We start from the raw sequence: 17,031 nt of genomic DNA, 5'->3' as shown, positions 1-17,031 counted from the left end.
ATTTTGTTTCACGCTCCAGGCGACTGGTGTATCCCTTACGAGAGCCGGAGGCATCACCCAAAGGGAGTCACAGAGAGTAAGAGTTTGAAATCTTTGATTTTTCAATTTCATACTTCAATATGGCTATCGCCACGCAGGCTATCAGCAACGCCCCTTTTTTAAATTGCACTTAAGGAGAAATTATCAAATTCAAACTATCCCCAGATTTAATCTCCTTAAAGTTATGCAAATATTTTTGATTTTTGGTTTTTTGGTAAAATTACAAAACCTAATCTAAATTACTAGATTAAGATAGTTTAAATTCACCTAAAATTCACCTAATTATGAAGAATAGGGGCATAATAAATCATAATAGCAAAACCAATGCCCATGAACAGAACTGAGATAATAGGATATACTAAAAGCAAACATTGTTAAAAGAACTGGAATTACATTGCTAAATTCCAATTTGCCATTTTTAAGGATTCTTGAGCAAGAAATAGGAATAATTAGAGGCCAGAAAATAGTAGTTATCAGAAACATGACAAAAGATAAAAATTTATCTTCTGGAGAAGATGCAGGTTGACGCAAGGAAAACTTTAACCAATTTGTAAAAAAATAGCAAGTCATTAGCACGTAACTAATTAATAAAGTCAATTGGATCTGATTCACTTCTGGCACTCCTTCAATTATGTGAAATCTAGCAACATTGTCTGTATTAAAGGTATTAGTATATTTGGTGTAACCGAAATGTATCTGTTGGCAAAGATGCTTTCATATTTAATAACTTTGATGCTAACTATACATTTCCCCATAAAATGAATGTTAATCGAATACTAAAAACTCCTTAATCAGTACTCCCACTGAATTTACAACTCAGATGAATAGGACAGCAATTATACATATCAATGTTAATTAGCTTTTCTCACCCCGGTATAGCACACATCTAAAAAAAGTTGCAAATAAAATGAAACATTTGCTACCTAGTAAATCGATTTAGTATCACTTAAGTATCACTTAGTAGTTTGAAAAGACCAAATCCAGGGGAAATTACTTTTTTTAACTAGACCAGGCAGGATTCCCACACCATAATTTTTGATTTGGTGTTGGGAGGAATGCCCGGTTTAAGGGACTTCCAATTAAAAAAATCCCCAATTTGTAGGGTGGGTAAAGCCCTTGCGGGCATGGCTAAGTGCAAAGCACACGCTGTGCGAACGCTAGAGCGCAGCGTAACCCACTATTACTATCCCCTAAATTTATGGTGGGTTACGGACTACCTATGACCCACCCTACTATTTTTGGGTAATTTATTTTTTGGTGTTCCCTAATTTGTTGCATCCTCTGACAAATTCTCCGCTCAGAGCTACGGTTTACACAGAAGGGGATCTCAGAGGGAGGTAATTTACAAGCCCCTTCGGGGCGGGAAGAGGGAAGAGGGAACAGAAAAGAGAATTCGCCACGAAGCAAGGTTTAAAGCCGAAGTTCGTTCCGCTGCGAAGTTCGCCCCTTGTGGGCGGCTTAGTTTTCCTGTTGCCCGTTGCCTGTTCCCTATTCCCTTTCATAGGTGAGCATTGGACGAAGATCGGTAACTATAGCCGATATGAGAATCCTTTTGAATGTGTTGTTTAATACTATCAAAATCAGTGAAGCAATCAGCTACATCAATCAGGCTATCGCTAGTCATTGTTTGCAGACCGATGACTTCTACCCTAGATCCCAAGCTGCTAACAGTACTGACAGCATAGGCTAAATCTCCATCCCCACTGACTAACACAGCAGTATCATAGTACGGGGCTAAAGTAATCATATCGACAGCAATTTCTACATTCAAATTGGGTTTTTTGCAATTTTCTGCTACTGCAACTATGTCTTTAGTGACTACACGATAACCATTACGGCGCATCCACAACAGAAACCCCTGTTGCTTTTCTTTGCTACTATCAATTCCTGTATAAAAGAAAGCACGTAGTAATCGAGAACTTTTAGTTAAACGACAAAGCAATTTAACATAGTCAATTTCAATGCCCAGTTGCAAAGCGGCATGAAATAGGTTTAAGCCATCAATAAAAATCGCCACTCGACCACGATTGAGGTCATCACTGTCAGTGATGTCAATAACAGTTTCTTGTGCTTTGATTTCTCGACCTTTGACACCAGGTTTCATCGGTGGTGGCCCTTGCCAATGAGGTTTTTCCTTAAGTTCTTTATATTCGTTTGTTTTTTTGCTAAGATTAGTAAAACTCATTGATACCTCTAGATGTTAAATTGAGGATGATATTTGATAAATTGCTAATACTAGTATAGTCTGTGCTAACTTAATAACTTAATCACAGTAGTAGTAAACGTAGCAAGAAATTGTCTTCAGACACTAGTTGCAAATAAACTTAACGCAGTGAAAAAAATTGTCACAATTTTAGGTGGAAGCTAGTTCAGTGGTGGCTGTATTTGTGGCAATGCTGGGGATTAAGCCTTGCATGGTCATAACAGAGCAAGGCGCATGATGCAGCACGTAATTGCTCACACTTCCTAAGAAAAGCTCAGTTATTCCACTATGCCCCCGACGGCCGACAATAATTAAATCAGCTTGCCAACTGCTGGCTAATTCACAAATGAGACGACCTGCGCTACCTATACTTTGGGTAAACTCAGTTTTGACTCCGGCATTAATTGCGGTTTGAGTGAGAGATTGCATCCAAGTAAGTCTCTCTTGCTTCAATTCATCCCAGGCTTGCATATATCTCTTGATAGCTTCGGTTTGCAAAGAGGGATAGATAGTCTCTGGCTGCAAAAATATAGGATTGAGGTAAGGATCTTCTAAAGGTGAGAGAACATGAAGCAACATCATTGCTGCATTACTGGCTTTAGCTATAAATAAGGCTTGCTCAAAGATGTACTCGCTAGTTTCTGATTTGTCTAGGGCAACTAAAATTTTGTGAAACATAATTTAATAGTCCTTAATTTATACTTGTACTGATTTGTAAATAGCAAAGCTTGACCTATATTTGCCATTTTAGTCAAATCTTGCCTCAGTTTCACAGCTACATAGATATTGTGTGAGAGCTATCATATAAGTAAAGTCGGGTGTTTGGGAAAATCTGAAAAATTCAAAGTTTACACTGACTCTAATAGCCTTCTTAACTCTGATTTCTGATTTTTGAACTCTGTATTCTGAATATTTACGCATCTATCCCCTAATTATTTTGTGCGAATCATCACCCAAAAACCTGCAAGCATTGTTCATTTTCAGAAATGGAACACAGGAGATGAGAGTAATGATCAAAAGATTCCGTAACCGCACTGAAGCAGGACAGATGTTAGCATCACATCTAAGAACATATGCTAACAGCAAAGACCTGTTGGTTTTAGGTTTAGCTCGTGGGGGTGTGCCGGTGGCTTTTGAAGTAGCCAAAGCCTTGAATGCACCTTTAGATGTGTGTATAGTCAGAAAACTCGGTGTACCCGGCCATCATGAATTGGCGATGGGTGCTTTGGCTGCTGGAGGAATTAAGGTACTGAATTACGATGTCATTAATAGTTTGGGAATAGACTGGGAAGCAATTAGGGCAGTGGCTGCTGAAGAATTGCAAGAATTACAGCGGCGCGATCGCACTTATCGGGGTAATATTCCACCTATAAATGTTAAAAATAAAACAGTTATTTTGATAGATGACGGTATTGCTACTGGTTCTAGCATTCGTGCTGCCATTGCCATTATCAAACAACAGCAGCCTGCAAAAATTGTTGTTGCAGTCCCAGTTGCACCGCCAAGCACTTATGAAGATTTACGCGTGGAAGTAGACGAAATCGTTTGTTTACAAATTCCAGCGGACTTGTCTGCAATTGGTATTTGGTATGAAGATTTCACCCAAACTACTGATGAAGAAGTACGCGAACTTTTAGCAAAGCAGTCAGCCTCTTCTCTAGGAGACGTTCCGCAAAGGGGGAATTAGTATTTACTAATTTATCCGTCTGTGATCATTAGAATCATGGTCTGTTGCTATGTAGGAATTCTCAACAGGTTCTCTCTGTTGTAAACGACTTTGCTCTGCTTGTTTAATCTCAGCTTCTAAAAAATAATTGAGTAGAGTTCTTAAAAGCACGATCGCTCCCAAGTTTAAAATATCCTGACGAGTGGGCGCAACTGCTGTTCTGAGTATGTCACTAGCAACAGAAAATTCTAATCCTAAAACTAATACCCTTCCCAATTTGAGGCGAATTGATTCAGTGGCATCAAAACTCTGTCGAGAACGGGAAAATAAGTGGCGGACATAAGCAAAAATACTCTGAATCACGGCACTACCAATCACTACTGCGGCCGAAATTTCTGTACCTGCTGCTAAATAGCCGACAATCAGCTTCAGCCATGATTCCAACGGACTCCTCGATATTGCTTCTGTGTGACTTGGTTCGACATTGAGGCTTAACAACAGAACCAGACCGAGAATCAATGCCAGAGGTAGGATAATATTCACTGAAGCATTGCTGAAAGGCTCTCGTTTCATCTACTTCTCCAAACTCCAGCCCAAAGCCGCTGCTACTTGCCCTGCTAATTCTAGCGGATTAAACGGTTTAGCGATCGCACTCTTGATTCCCAATTGAGCATAGCGACGACGATCAGTAGCTTGGATTTTCGCCGTTAACAAAATTACTGGAATCTGCTTTGTGGCTGGATTTGCTTGTAAATTTTCAAAAGCAGCCAGTCCATCCATATCTGGCATCATCACATCTAGTAAAATTGCATCTGGTTGGTAAACCTCAGCTTGTATTATTCCCTCTTTCCCAGAACTTGCAGTTACCACTTCCCAAGCTGCGACTGTTTCCAAACAAATCTTCGCAACTTCTTGAATGTATAGCTCATTATCAACGACTAGAATTCTCTTTGTTGTCATTTTCTTCTTAGAGGATGTTTGAATAGTTATCATATCTGTTTGGGCAGGGAACAGGGAACAGGGAACAGGGAATAGGAAATAGGAAATAGGAAATAGGAAATAGGAAATAGGAAATAGGAAATAGGAAATAGGGAATAGGAAATAGGAAATAGGAAGTAGGAAAAGTTTATTATCAGTAATTAGCCGGACATAATATTACGAATTACGAATTACGAATTATTCTGTCATTCTTTGCAACAAATACATCACCCGTTGTTCAAATTCATGAGTTGTAACTCGTCCTTTAGTCAAAAATTCTGTATGTCCTAATTTGAGTCGATGACGTTCAGACTCATCCAAATCCTTAGCTGAATAAACAACAACTGGAATCTGACAAAGTTGATTGTGCTGCTTGAGCCAATCTACTACTGTAAATCCATCTATTTCCGGCAAAATTAAATCCAGAATTAGTAAATCAGGCTTAACTTCTTGGCTGAGATGAATAGCTTCTCTACCAGTTTTAGCGAGAAAAGTTTCAATATCATGTCTTTCAAATAAAGTTGCTAACAAATCTGCCAGATCCTTATCGTCCTCAACAATTAAAATTCTGACTTTTCGGGCAGGTTCAGATACTACTTGTCTCAAAGAATGTAACAGAGATATTTCTTCTACTGGCTTACTTAACCAATCCACAAAATCAGCATTGGGATTACTTTTATTAGGTTTGTAGACACTACAAATCACAATCGGTATATCGTGAGTATCTGAGCGTTCTTTCAATACTGCCATTGTTTCCCAACCATTCATCCCTGGCATCAGCAAATCTAGTAAAATCACATCAGGGTGTTCGACGACTGCTAGAGCGATCGCATCCTCACCCGTAGCAGCTGTAATCACCCGATATCCTCCTTGTACTAACAAGGTTTGTAACTCTGCCCGAATCACAGCATCGTCGTCACAAACCAAGACGAGAGGATAGTGTTGATCGATCATCATTGGTTCTGAGGTAGCAGACTGTTCTGATTCTCCACTGTAGGGAGTTACTAAAATCGGCAGCGTCACGTAAAAACTACTACCTTCATTTAAGACACTTTCCACCCAAATACTGCCACCATGTTGCTGGACAATACTTTTGCAAATTGCCAAACCTAAACCAGTCCCCTCATGGTTGCGTGAATCCGAAGAATCAACCTGTTGAAAGCGCTCAAAAATGCTGTCGAGTTTGTCGCTGGGTATTCCCCTTCCCTGATCCTTAATTGTCAACAGCACTTGATCTTCCTGTTGTTGAGCTATTAACCAAACCGTAGCACCAGCAGGAGAAAATTTAATCGCATTACTCAACAAATTCGTCAAAGTTTGGACAATGCGATCTGAATCAGCCCAGACTTGAACAGATAAGCTGGAAATGGATAAACTCACCTCAGCTTTAGCCGCTAGAGGCTGCATAACATTCACCGCTGAAGCAATTAACTCTTCCAGATTGCAGGTTTCTTGCTCCATCTTCACTTTACCCGACTCAATTCGCTCAATGTCGAGGATATCGTTAATTAGCCTCACCAATCGCTCAGTACTATCAGTAGCAATTTGTAACAAGCGTTTACCTTGCTCTGAGTCTGTTGGTAGCAAACCACTGGTTAACATTCCTAAAGAACCGTGAATCGAAGTCAGAGGAGTACGAAGTTCATGACTCACCACAGACACAAACTCATCTTTCATTCGTTCCACTTGCTTGCGCTCAGTTATATCACGCAAAATTACTGTATATACACATTTTTCATCGACATCTAGTTTAGAGATAGAAGCCTCCGCCGGAAACTCAGTCCCATCTTTGCGGCGACCAAATAGTTCGCGCCTTTCGCCCATTCTGCGGGCAGGATTGGGAGATTTACCAAAGTCCACCACATGATGACGATGTTTTTCAGCAAAGCGCATTGGTAATAGTAAATCCAGCTTTTTGCCTAAAACTTCTGGAGACAAATAACCAAAAATCTTTTCTGCACCTTGGTTAAATAAAGTAATTTCCTGATTGCCATCAATAGAAATAATCGCATCATCAGCAATACCCAAAATTCCTTCAAAGCGAGTTTGGGAAATCCGCAGAGCTTCCTGTGTGCGTAGTCGCTCATCTAGTTCCGTCCGTAAATAGTGATTGACAGCCATTAACTCCGCTGTGCGCTCTGCTACTCTTAATTCCAGTTCGTTATTAGCTTTGTGGAGAGCTAAATCTGCCTGCTTGCGTTGAGTAATGTCACGAGCTAAAAATTGTAATGCCGATTTGCCCTGATAACTAACAGTAGCTGCAACAAGTTCTAAATCAATCACTTTGCCATCAAACCGTAAAAACTGTTTTTCCTGTAAGGGAATTGATTTTTTAATTGTTCTCAGATGTTTGATGTATTCACCAATCTCAACTTGGGAATTTGGATGTACAAAGTCAAGTAATGATTTGCCTAATAATTCCGTCGATTTTGTTGCACCAAATAGCTTCAGGGCGGCACTGTTGAAAAAGACTAAATTATCTTCACTTTCAATAAAAATCGCTTCTGGACAAAGTTCTACTAACTGTTCGTAGTTTTCCTGACTCTGCTGTAGAGCAGTGTGGTGGGTTTGCGCCATGCGCCGCAGGAGTTTTACCCGTTCTAAGCGGTTGATAATTCTAGTTACCAGTTCTGGTCCAATGATGGGTTTGCTGACAAAGTCATCAGCACCCGCGCTAAACACCTGATTCACCATTTCTGCATCGTTATGAACGGTGAGAAAGAGGATAGGTAACTCACTCCATTGGGGATGACTGCGTACTCTTTGGCAAAGTTCAATCCCGTTTGTATAGGGCATTTCCACATCTAGAATCAACATATCTGGCTTTTCAGTTTCTAGAGTTTCCCAGCACTGACGGGGGTCACTCAGAGGAATAACTCTAAGACCCCAGGGAGTGAGTAAGGTTTGTAATAATGCTAGAATTTGCGGGTCGTCGTCTACAACCACGATATTTGCTTTAGCTGCTTCTGGGGCTAATTCTTCCTGCACAACTACGGACTTTTTATTACTCTTCGCTGTTGGTGGTGATAGGTTTTGCTGATCTTTACTTTGGATTTCTTGACGCAGTAGCTTGACCAAATTTTGTAGGTTGGTCGTATCAGTTGCATTTAAGTTTTTAGCAGATTTCAGTAACTTCTCAATTTTTCTGGCTAACTCTGAACCGAAGGGTAGACCAAAAGTTCCTAAAGAACCTGCTAAGGTGTGTGCTTCTTGGGCAGCGCTTGAACGTAATTCTGGCTTTAAACCGGGCTGTGCTGCTTGTTCTATGATGCTCACCTGTTCATCAACCCGCCCCCGAAAACGCTGCCAAATATCTGCAATGGCTGTAAAAGTTCGCTGGGATTTGAAATTAGCATCTTCCTCTCCTGGTTTCTGCACCCCTTCTTCTTCAAGTGCTTTCAGGCGATAGCCAATTCCATATACTGTTTCTATTAAATCACTGTTAGCGCCTACGCTTCTTAGTTTCATTCGCAGTCCTTTGATATGGGTGCGAACGGCTTCTTCTCCTGGTGTGTCTTCATAGGACCAAAGATGCTCCAAAATCATGCCACAGCTAAACACCCGGCGATGATTTCGCAAAAATAATTCTAATAGAGCATATTCTTTAGGAGTGAGTGAGAGTAAGTTTTGGCCATAGGTGACTTCACAGCTACTCGGATCTAGTTTTAAATTGCCCCACTCTAGTACGGGCTGTGAGGTTATACTACCTCGGCGCAATAATGCCCGTACACGGGCTACTAATTCTTCTTGGTCAAATGGTTTCACTACATAGTCATCTGCACCTGCATCTAAACCGATGGCTTTTTCGTGAGAGCGATCGCATCCGGTTAATAATAAAATTGGTACTGTCCGACCACTAGACCTAATTTTCCGACACAGACTAATACCATCTAGCTTGGGCAGCATTACATCTAAAAGAATTAAATCATAATCGTAAGTTGTGATTAAATCCCAAGCCGCATCACCATCTGTCGCTACTTCAACTGCATAATTTTGGTCTGTGAGAACGGCTGTGAGTGCATAAGCATTTAACTCATCATCTTCCACAATTAAAATTTTCATCTTAAATGCTTTCCTGATCTGATGTAATGGTTTTAAAAGTTGGATATAAGGCAACGGTTTTATATGAGAATATCTTATGATTAACTTGGTCAGAACTCAAATAATTTTAAGAGTATATCTTAAGTATTAATTTAAGTTAATTTTTCTAAAAAAATATCAAGCTTAAGATATGGATTAATCCCGGTAATTTTGAGAAATAATAGAAATTAGGGACTTCCAAATAGAAACATCCCCTAATTTTATGGTGGGTTACGGACTACCGTCCTAACCTACGATTTTTGGGTAATTTATTTTTTGGTGTTGCCTAAAATGAAATGGTATGAGATGGTGATCTTTAATTTGTGCCTTTTTAATGAGGAGAAAAATCCATCCTCACAAGTTCCTCAAATTTTTGATTTATAAACAAATTAAGTAAGCAGGAATGGAGGCATCTATGTTCAAGAAGATTATAGCTGCATTAGATCGCTCAGAAATTGGACAATCTGTTTTTGAGCAATCCTTGGCATTAGCAAAGCTAACATCGGCTAACTTAATGCTACTGCACGTCCTATCTCCAGAAGAAGAGGGCAGTCCTGATTTGATGATAGCTCCCAACATCGACTATTATCCGGGCTGGAATGAGCAAAGTTTTAAATTATATCAACAACAATGGGAAACCTTTAAAAACGAAAGTTTGCAGATGTTACAGTCTTTATGCGCCCAAGCAAACACAGCCGGGATAAATGCGGAATTTACTCAAAATACTGGCAATCCTGGTCGCATGATTTGTCGATTAGCTACAGTGTGGAATGCTGATTTGATTATAATGGGGCGGCGGGGTCGTTCTGGACTGACGGAACTAGTACTGGGTAGCGTGAGTAACTACGTTTTACACCATGCTCCTTGTTCAGTGCATATTATACATTTTCCTGTCAGTGTCAAACTAACAGAAGTGAAACCAGAAATCACAAGCGTTATCCGCTAAAACGGTAATTGTTAGTTGGTGATTTGGCCATAAAATCCGTAAGAATTCAGGAGTCAGGAGACGCTTCGCAGACCTTGGGTTCAGAATGCTTAGGAAATGAAGAATAGAGAGAAGTAAGATTTTATCAAAATCATTAAATCTGACTCGAAAAGTCTTTATTCTTTTGACTTGGAGTATTCTCTATCCTGAATACTTACTAGAATCCTAATTATAGCGTTTCCTAGTCTTTTGAATAGTAATTGCTATATCTGCGACTAATATTGCTCATCCCAAAGTTTTTCTAACTGACTTCTCCAAGCGGTTAAAACTTCTTCTCTTGCTGCTGCATTTTGGTCTATTTCTCCTAATAATCCTTCTGCATAAAAACGGTCTAAATTTTGCATTGTTGCTTGCAGAGATTGTCCTTGTTGTTTTGCTGCTTGAACAATTTGCCGGATACGAGTTTCTATCAGTTGATTGAAGACATCATTGACACCTGCTTGATATAAAGATTTAAGTCGAGCGATCGCACTAGCAAAGTCTGCACTAGTTAAAGTCCCGCTATTGTGCTGAAATACTCCCCACACTACCCCATCATACACAGCGTAGCGTGTTTCTTGAGTATCATCAAAGTTGGCTTCGAGGAACTGTGTTAAAAATGGTTCGGCTTCTTGTAGAGGCATAATTGGCAACAACACCCGCAGCCAAGTATTATCTTCTGAAAGTAGCACCAATAAACGAAATGCGGAAGTTTCAATTTGCCAAGAACCAGGGGCTATATTTTGCACGACTTCCGCACCAAATAACCCTATCAATGTAGCTGCAATTTCTTCCAGTGTCATAGTTTTTTGTAAAAAAATTTTCAGATAACAGTAATGGATGATATTGTTTATTGTAGCTTACTTGATAAAACTTACTTGTGTTGCTCACATATCCACAGGATGCTGCCCATAATATGGTAAAGCCTCTGACCAATCAGGACGTTTACCTTGTTGCCAATCTAAATAAGCTAATTCTAAAATACTCGTCACAGTTGCAGCTAATCCAGATGTGGCTTTAATTAATTGATATTCTGTATGCCAATTAGTTAAAGTTTCCTGCCATGTTTCTGGTGTAAATACTGTATCTGCTAATAATGTGATGATGCCAGAATTATCAGCGGCTATTTGATAAATAGCGCCAAAAACTTGCCCTCTTTGTGCTGGCATTTCTACGGCAATAATTGGTTGTGATTTTAGGTTTTTGCTGTTTTCATGCCAAGCAAAAGCGGCTAAAGTGGAAATGGCAAATACTGGAATTTCTAACTGTTGTCCTAAAGTCCGGGCTGTGACTAGACCAATCCGACTGCCTGTAAACCCACCGGGACCTTTAGCAACGGCAATAAAAGCCAAGTCTTGCCAATTTTGGGGTGCAATTAAATCAATTATATATTGATGGATGAGACTGGATAAATCACGCCCTAAATTCCAAACATGGGCGCGAGTATTTTCTGCACAATTACTAATTACCAGACCCAATTCTGGTGTAGTTGTATGCAGTCCTAAAGCGTATTTTGTGATTGGGAGATGTTCTAGTTGAGTTGTCAAAGTAAATATAGATTTTGAGAATATGAAAAAGTTAACTTTGGCGAAATTAACAATTTATAATTGTAGCAGGATGAGATAGATAAAATACAGAAAATTTAAAATAATATTTTCAATATAATTTTAAATATAGCAGATTGCAGATCAATGAGGTACAGAATCAAAATTTAAACCTATACACATTCGCCAGTTTTACTCCTGACTCCTGACTTCTGCTGTATATTGTAGAGACATTTTTATAAAACATCTCTACAAAGTTGCCAGCTGCCCAAATTCAAAATCCAAAATTCAAAATCCAAAATCTAAAATTCAAGTTGGGACTAATTCACCGGGACGTAATTTAGCCCATTTACCCATTTCTTTCTTAAAGCTGAGACAACCGACCACATCCCATTCCATTTCAATTATTTCGTCTTTTGTGCGAATATTGACATTGATAGAAGGTTCATTTGGGTCAAAATCGGGGGTTTCAGTCAAGTGAGGCTGTTGGTGCTGTGCTTCTACTGCGTTGTAGGTTACACAACGGTCTACATAGTGGCAATTTACGCAAATACACATAATAGAACCAACTCCAGAAACCTTTATAGTTAATGTAGCTTAAGCCAAACTATTCAGCATGAGTTAGTAGGTTGATTTTTATGACAATGAGTAACTCAGTTATTTCTCGTCTAGCTGCCGAAAATTGGCCTTTTAGCCTGGAATGGTTGCCACAAGAAGCTTACATGGTTGGTGGGGCGGTACGAGATGCGATTTTGGGTAGAAGTCGGGAATATTTAGATTTAGATTTTATTATCCCAGATAATGCTGTAAAAGTAGCGAGTGCGATCGCTCATCATTATCAAGCTGGTTTTGTTTTACTGGACGCAGAAAGAAAAATAGCCCGTGTGGTGTTTCCCCATGCTACAGTCGATTTTGCCCAACAGGAGGGAGATAGTTTAATCACGGATTTGCATAGAAGAGATTTTACAATTAATGCGATCGCTTATAATCCCCATACTCAAGAAATTATTGACCCTCTCCTAGGCTGTGCAGACATAGAAGCTGGTATCTTACGGATGATATCACCCCAAAATCTCCAAGACGATCCTTTGCGGTTAATGCGGGCTTATCGTCAAGCTGCCCAACTTGGTTTTACAATTGAACAGGCTACCCAAACTACTATTCGCACCTTAGCAGCAGATATTAGTAAAGTTGCCGCTGAACGAGTCAGAGTGGAAATTGCTTATCTTTTAGCCAGTTCTCAGGGTACACCTTGGCTAACCGCTGCGTGGGAAGATGGTTTATTAGCTACTTTATTTACCAACACTACCCGTGAAAGTTTAATTAAATTAGCCGCAGTTGACAAAGCCGCAACTTTAATTTCTCAAACCTGGCCACAATTAGGAGAAGAACTACAAAATTATGTCCGTGATACCGTCAAAACTACTTGGTTAGGTATTGCTAAACTAGCTTGTCTGGTTCACAAAAATCCAGAAGTTGCAGAAATAGAACTACAGAAACTAACCTATAGCCGCGCAGAAATACGGGCTGTAATTATCGCCCTGAGACTGTTCCCACAGTTCAAAGTAGTTAATCTGTCCCTACGAGAACAGTATTTTTTATTTCAGGACGTGGGGGCTGTATTTACAGCTACAACCACCTTAGCCTTAGCAGATGGTATGCGAGTAGAGGCGATGTCTGGCGATAATCCGCTATGGGTCTATGCACCCTTAATCAACCGTTACCTGAACCCTGATGATTTGGTAGCTCACCCCTCACCGTTAGTGAGTGGTAAGGAGGTGATCATAGCACTAAATGTTCCAGCTTCACCACTTGTGGGAAAAATATTGAATGAAATTGCTGTAGCCCAAGCTGAGGGGAAAGTTGCTACTGTAGAAGCAGCAATAGAGTTTGCAAAGCAGTTTGTTGAGGGTTAATTTGTGTATGCTTAATTGTCTTTCCGTCATGAAGATTTTCAAATCAAAAGAAAAAAGAAATGGCTATTAACTATGATAGTGATATAACAGAGAGTTAAAAGTCTATGACCTGAATAAAAAATGATCAAATCACGTACTTTGATAACTATAGGAATAATATTTGATTTTTGAAATATATAGCAACAGACAGGGCGGTTAGGACACCTGTCACCTGTTAAGAGTCACCTGCTCTACGTAGGGTGGGAATTGCCTACCGGACAAGACTGAAAATTGGTCAGATATTATTTATCGAACAGAATACATCCGTCAGAATTCAGAATTCAGTTGGGTATGCTGTGCGAGTGGCGGATGAATAACCGGGTTTAAGACCCCCACTAAATCGTAGATTTGGTGGTGCAACAATTCATTTGCGGATCTGAATCCCCGACTGATTGATTCTGACCGGAGGCGGAGCGTCTCCGGCTCCGCTCCTGGCTCCTGACTCCTTTTCAAGATTTCTATAGCAAATTGGATTAAATAGGATTTAGGGTGGGCAATTTATATAAAAAATCCTTATTTTGCGAAAAAGCTCATTTAAAAACTGGAAAATTACAAAATGCCAAAAAAACATAATTACCCAGAGCAAATTGATGTCAAATTGTCAGTATTAACCCAACAAGAACAGGAAATTAATTCTACTGAAGAAGGTATGATTTTTCAGCTGGCTAATACCACTATACAGGCGTGTAATGCTGCTGCCGAGAGAATACTTGGATACACAACTGAGCAAATGCTGGGAACGACTCCCTTTAAACCTCCTTGGCAAACTATTCATGAAGATGGGTCAGTTTTTACAGATGAAACTTATCCATATCAAGTTAGTTTACAAACAGGTAAACCATGCAAAAACATTGTCATGGGACTTTATCAACCAACTGGTGAGCTAGTTTGGTTATTGCTCAACTCCCAACCTTTATTTCAAGCTAATAAAACTACTCCCTACGCAGTTGTTACTACATTTACTGATATTACAGAAATTCAAAACCGACAATCTCATAGTGATGTTTATATTAAAAGCAATAAAAAACTATTAACAACTCCTAATCAAAATCTAATTGATCAGCAAAAGCCAGAGCAGCGAGTTGCAGAAACTATATCTGACAATCGCACCCAAGCCTTCTTATCCATGCAAAATTATATTTTGGAACTGATTGCTACTGGTACTTCTCTTGCCGAAGTGTTAACAACCTTAGCTCAGTCCATAGAGATGCAGTTAGCTGAAGTTTTTTGTTCGATTATGCTATTAGATGATGCGGGAACAAAGTTATATCCTGCCGTGAGTTCTAGCCTACCAGAAAAATATACTCAAGCAATAATAGATGGTGTTCCCGTAGGTGAAGAAGTAGGCAGTTGTGGCACATCTGCCTATACCAAAAAAACAGTAATTGTCTCAGACATCGCCAACGATATAAAATGGGTAGAATACCGCGATTTGGCACTGGCTCATCACCTGAAAGCTTGTTGGTCTACGCCTATTTTGGACAGTCAAGGCGAGGTATTGGGAACCTTTGCGCTGTATTATCCCACAGTTCGCTCTCCTGAAGAATCAGAACAGCAACTGATTGAGAGAGCATCTCATTTAGCGGGTGTAGCAATTGAGCGTCAGCGATCGCAACAGGCTCTGCAACAAAGTGAAGATCAATTGAGATTGATGACAGAAACGATTCCCCAACAGGTATGGACAGCCCTACCTAATGGTCAGGTTGATTATTATAACGAGCGGTGGTGCGATTTCACAGGCAAAACGGTGGAACAACTTAAAACTGAGAGTTGGCAGCAAATTATTCACCCAGAAGACTTACCAAAGGTAAGAGAAATGTGGGCTAAAGCGCTGCAAAATGGCAGCGAATATGAGGTAGAGACTCGGATGCTGTCTGGAAGTGGGGAGTATCGGTGGATTTTGGGACAGGCACGTCCTTTGCGAGATCAACAAGGACAAATTGTTAAATGGTACGGTACCAACACTGATATTACAGACCATATCCAAGCCAGGGAAGCTTTGCAAAATGCCCTACAACAACAGCAAGCAGCTTGCGAAGCAGCTGAAAAAGCAAATCTGATTAAAGATGAATTTCTGGCAGTCCTCTCCCACGAACTGCGTACCCCACTTAATCCGATCTTAGGTTGGGCTAGGCTTTTGAAAACTGGCCGACTTAACAAAGCTAACACTGATGAAGCCTTGAACAGTATTGAGCGTAATGCCAAATTACAAGTTGACTTGATTGAAGATTTACTAGATGTCTCCCGCATTCTCCGAGGTAAACTCACTTTGAATGTTTCTACAGTTAATCTGGCAACTCTAATTTCCGCTGCATTAGATACTGTGAGGTTAGCTGCCTCTGCTAAAGAAATTGTTATTCAATCCCAACTTGAAGCGAATATAGGGCAAGTAGCAGGTGATCCGGCACGCTTGCAACAAATTGTCTGGAATCTCTTATCCAATGCTGTTAAGTTTACACCCCAGGGCGGGCGAGTGGAAGTCCGGCTGGATCAATTTGGTTCAATGGCACAAATCACAGTCAGTGATATGGGTAAAGGTATTAACCCAGACTTTTTACCACATATTTTTGATCATTTCCGTCAAGAAGATAGTTCAATCACCAGAAAATTTGGTGGACTAGGGTTGGGACTAGCAATTGTCCGGCAGTTAGTAGAGTTACACGGTGGAACTGTTGAGGCTAATAGTCCAGGTGAAGGACAGGGAGCAACCTTTATTGTCAGAATTCCATTAATATCTTCTGGATCAGAGATGCTAACAGAAAAAAAGCCACAAGATGTATCTTGTAATTTAAGTGGGATTAAAGTTTTAGTCGTGGATGATGATGCTGATTCACGGGATTTTATTACCTTTGTGTTGAAACTGTATGGGGCTGAAGTTACTACAGTTGCATCAGGATTGGAAGCGCTGGAAGTTTTTATACAGTCTCAAGCAGATGTTTTGGTTAGTGATATTGGAATGCCGAAAATGGATGGTTATGAATTGGTAAGACAAATTAGGGCTTGTTCCTCAAATACAGGTAGACAAATTCCAGGAATCGCCCTCACAGCATTTGCGGGAGAATTTGACCAACAACAGGCAATGGCCGCAGGTTTTCAAATGCACATATCTAAACCAGTAGAACCAGATGCTTTAGCAGCGGCTGTTGCCCAAGTGGTGTCAATAAATGTTTAGTCTAGTACAGGATGGCAAAAGTTTCTAACTAGTAGTAACTAAAGTATTAAAACAAACTTTTTTATTTCGTATATTTACTATTGTATGATTCTTTAATAGCAGCATAATATGTAGCCCAATAACTTTTCATTATCTAAGCTATTATGAAATCTATTCTACAATCCTACGTAGAGCAAGAAATATGGTTACTAATCAGAGATAAGTGGTATTTCGGTACAATTATCGGGGTTTCTGATGAATTGTTGTGGTTTAAGCATAGAACTCACAACAAAGAAACAGAAGAAGATACTTTGTGGGAAAGGGTTGTCAAAATCAGTGAAGTAGTTGCTATTGATAAAGTTATATCTGTGATGAGTAGAAAACCAGATGTGTTTATGTCCCGGTTAGTGGAAACCGAGAACAACACAAATAATCATCAACAATAAATTGT

General features: G+C 39.8%; 13 protein-coding genes. 5 read left to right on the top strand and 8 right to left on the bottom strand.

Annotation, left to right across the window (positions count from 1 at the left end):
* Nucleotides 1–1,537: 1,537 nt before the first annotated feature.
* Both H6G59_RS00930 and H6G59_RS00925 read right to left on the bottom strand, forming a co-directional pair.
* Nucleotides 1,538–2,224 carry a LabA-like NYN domain-containing protein gene (locus H6G59_RS00930; RefSeq protein WP_190711301.1) on the bottom strand — a complete coding sequence of 229 codons (687 nt, stop codon included), beginning with the start codon at nucleotides 2,222–2,224 and terminating at the stop codon, nucleotides 1,538–1,540.
* A 168-nt stretch (nucleotides 2,225–2,392) separates the two neighbouring features.
* Nucleotides 2,393–2,920 (bottom strand): universal stress protein, encoded by a 528-nt coding sequence (locus H6G59_RS00925; protein ID WP_190711300.1) that lies wholly within the window; start codon nucleotides 2,918–2,920, stop codon nucleotides 2,393–2,395.
* Nucleotides 2,921–3,251: 331 nt separating this feature from the next.
* Between H6G59_RS00925 and H6G59_RS00920 the strand changes: the two genes are divergently transcribed.
* Nucleotides 3,252–3,929, top strand: a complete 678-nt coding sequence (locus H6G59_RS00920; RefSeq protein ID WP_190711299.1) for a phosphoribosyltransferase — start codon at nucleotides 3,252–3,254, stop codon at nucleotides 3,927–3,929.
* Nucleotides 3,930–3,935: 6 nt separating this feature from the next.
* On the opposite strand, the gene H6G59_RS00915 is transcribed toward H6G59_RS00920, so the two are convergent.
* From H6G59_RS00915 to H6G59_RS00905, 3 genes are all read right to left on the bottom strand, one after another.
* A complete protein-coding gene (locus H6G59_RS00915) occupies nucleotides 3,936–4,481 on the bottom strand; it encodes a DUF1622 domain-containing protein (protein WP_190711298.1) in 546 nt (181 codons plus the stop codon).
* Entirely contained in the window at nucleotides 4,482–4,868 is a 387-nt protein-coding gene (locus tag H6G59_RS00910; protein WP_127055328.1) for a response regulator, read from the bottom strand.
* A gap of 216 nt (nucleotides 4,869–5,084) precedes the next feature.
* Nucleotides 5,085–8,948 (bottom strand): response regulator, encoded by a 3,864-nt coding sequence (locus H6G59_RS00905; protein ID WP_190711297.1) that lies wholly within the window; start codon nucleotides 8,946–8,948, stop codon nucleotides 5,085–5,087.
* Nucleotides 8,949–9,381: 433 nt separating this feature from the next.
* On the opposite strand from H6G59_RS00905, the gene H6G59_RS00900 reads away from it, so the two are divergent.
* The gene (locus H6G59_RS00900; RefSeq protein ID WP_190711296.1) at nucleotides 9,382–9,912 is read left to right on the top strand and encodes a universal stress protein; all 531 of its coding nucleotides are present in this window, start codon (nucleotides 9,382–9,384) and stop codon (nucleotides 9,910–9,912) included.
* A 254-nt stretch (nucleotides 9,913–10,166) separates the two neighbouring features.
* Here H6G59_RS00900 and H6G59_RS00895 read toward each other — a convergent pair whose 3' ends face one another.
* The 3 genes from H6G59_RS00895 to H6G59_RS00885 form a co-directional block, all read right to left on the bottom strand.
* Nucleotides 10,167–10,733, bottom strand: a complete 567-nt coding sequence (locus H6G59_RS00895; protein ID WP_190711295.1) for a hypothetical protein — start codon at nucleotides 10,731–10,733, stop codon at nucleotides 10,167–10,169.
* 84 nt (nucleotides 10,734–10,817) lie between these two features.
* Nucleotides 10,818–11,477 carry a tRNA (adenosine(37)-N6)-threonylcarbamoyltransferase complex dimerization subunit type 1 TsaB gene (gene tsaB, locus H6G59_RS00890; protein WP_190711294.1) on the bottom strand — a complete coding sequence of 220 codons (660 nt, stop codon included), beginning with the start codon at nucleotides 11,475–11,477 and terminating at the stop codon, nucleotides 10,818–10,820.
* Nucleotides 11,478–11,783: 306 nt separating this feature from the next.
* Entirely contained in the window at nucleotides 11,784–12,032 is a 249-nt protein-coding gene (locus tag H6G59_RS00885) for a Ycf34 family protein (protein WP_016952413.1), read from the bottom strand.
* An 86-nt stretch (nucleotides 12,033–12,118) separates the two neighbouring features.
* Between H6G59_RS00885 and H6G59_RS00880 the strand changes: the two genes are divergently transcribed.
* From H6G59_RS00880 to H6G59_RS00870, 3 genes are all read left to right on the top strand, one after another.
* A complete protein-coding gene (locus tag H6G59_RS00880) occupies nucleotides 12,119–13,390 on the top strand; it encodes a tRNA nucleotidyltransferase/poly(A) polymerase-related protein (RefSeq protein WP_190711293.1) in 1,272 nt (423 codons plus the stop codon).
* Between the two features lie 595 nt (nucleotides 13,391–13,985).
* Nucleotides 13,986–16,601 carry a PAS domain S-box protein gene (locus tag H6G59_RS00875; RefSeq protein WP_190711292.1) on the top strand — a complete coding sequence of 872 codons (2,616 nt, stop codon included), beginning with the start codon at nucleotides 13,986–13,988 and terminating at the stop codon, nucleotides 16,599–16,601.
* Nucleotides 16,602–16,744: 143 nt separating this feature from the next.
* Nucleotides 16,745–17,026, top strand: coding sequence for a hypothetical protein (locus H6G59_RS00870; protein WP_190711291.1), 282 nt, complete (start codon nucleotides 16,745–16,747; stop codon nucleotides 17,024–17,026).
* The last annotated feature ends 5 nt before the right edge of the window (nucleotides 17,027–17,031 follow it).

This window comes from Anabaena lutea FACHB-196 (genome assembly GCF_014698305.1).
Lineage (GTDB): Bacteria > Cyanobacteriota > Cyanobacteriia > Cyanobacteriales > Nostocaceae > Anabaena > Anabaena lutea.
Note: the sequence above shows the minus strand (reverse complement) of the source record. Positions and strands in the feature narration are given on the sequence as shown.

Excerpts from the sequence above, each read along its gene's own strand:
- H6G59_RS00930 (WP_190711301.1), bottom strand. The coding sequence starts at position 2,224 with ATGAGTTTTACTAATCTTAGCAAAAAAACAAACGAATATAAAGAACTT.
- H6G59_RS00925 (WP_190711300.1), bottom strand. The coding sequence starts at position 2,920 with ATGTTTCACAAAATTTTAGTTGCCCTAGACAAATCAGAAACTAGCGAG.
- H6G59_RS00920 (WP_190711299.1), top strand. The coding sequence starts at position 3,252 with ATGATCAAAAGATTCCGTAACCGCACTGAAGCAGGACAGATGTTAGCA.
- H6G59_RS00915 (WP_190711298.1), bottom strand. The coding sequence starts at position 4,481 with ATGAAACGAGAGCCTTTCAGCAATGCTTCAGTGAATATTATCCTACCT.
- H6G59_RS00910 (WP_127055328.1), bottom strand. The coding sequence starts at position 4,868 with ATGACAACAAAGAGAATTCTAGTCGTTGATAATGAGCTATACATTCAA.
- H6G59_RS00905 (WP_190711297.1), bottom strand. The coding sequence starts at position 8,948 with ATGAAAATTTTAATTGTGGAAGATGATGAGTTAAATGCTTATGCACTC.
- H6G59_RS00900 (WP_190711296.1), top strand. The coding sequence starts at position 9,382 with ATGTTCAAGAAGATTATAGCTGCATTAGATCGCTCAGAAATTGGACAA.
- H6G59_RS00895 (WP_190711295.1), bottom strand. The coding sequence starts at position 10,733 with ATGACACTGGAAGAAATTGCAGCTACATTGATAGGGTTATTTGGTGCG.
- H6G59_RS00885 (WP_016952413.1), bottom strand. The coding sequence starts at position 12,032 with ATGTGTATTTGCGTAAATTGCCACTATGTAGACCGTTGTGTAACCTAC.
- H6G59_RS00880 (WP_190711293.1), top strand. The coding sequence starts at position 12,119 with ATGAGTAACTCAGTTATTTCTCGTCTAGCTGCCGAAAATTGGCCTTTT.
- H6G59_RS00875 (WP_190711292.1), top strand. The coding sequence starts at position 13,986 with ATGCCAAAAAAACATAATTACCCAGAGCAAATTGATGTCAAATTGTCA.
- H6G59_RS00870 (WP_190711291.1), top strand. The coding sequence starts at position 16,745 with ATGAAATCTATTCTACAATCCTACGTAGAGCAAGAAATATGGTTACTA.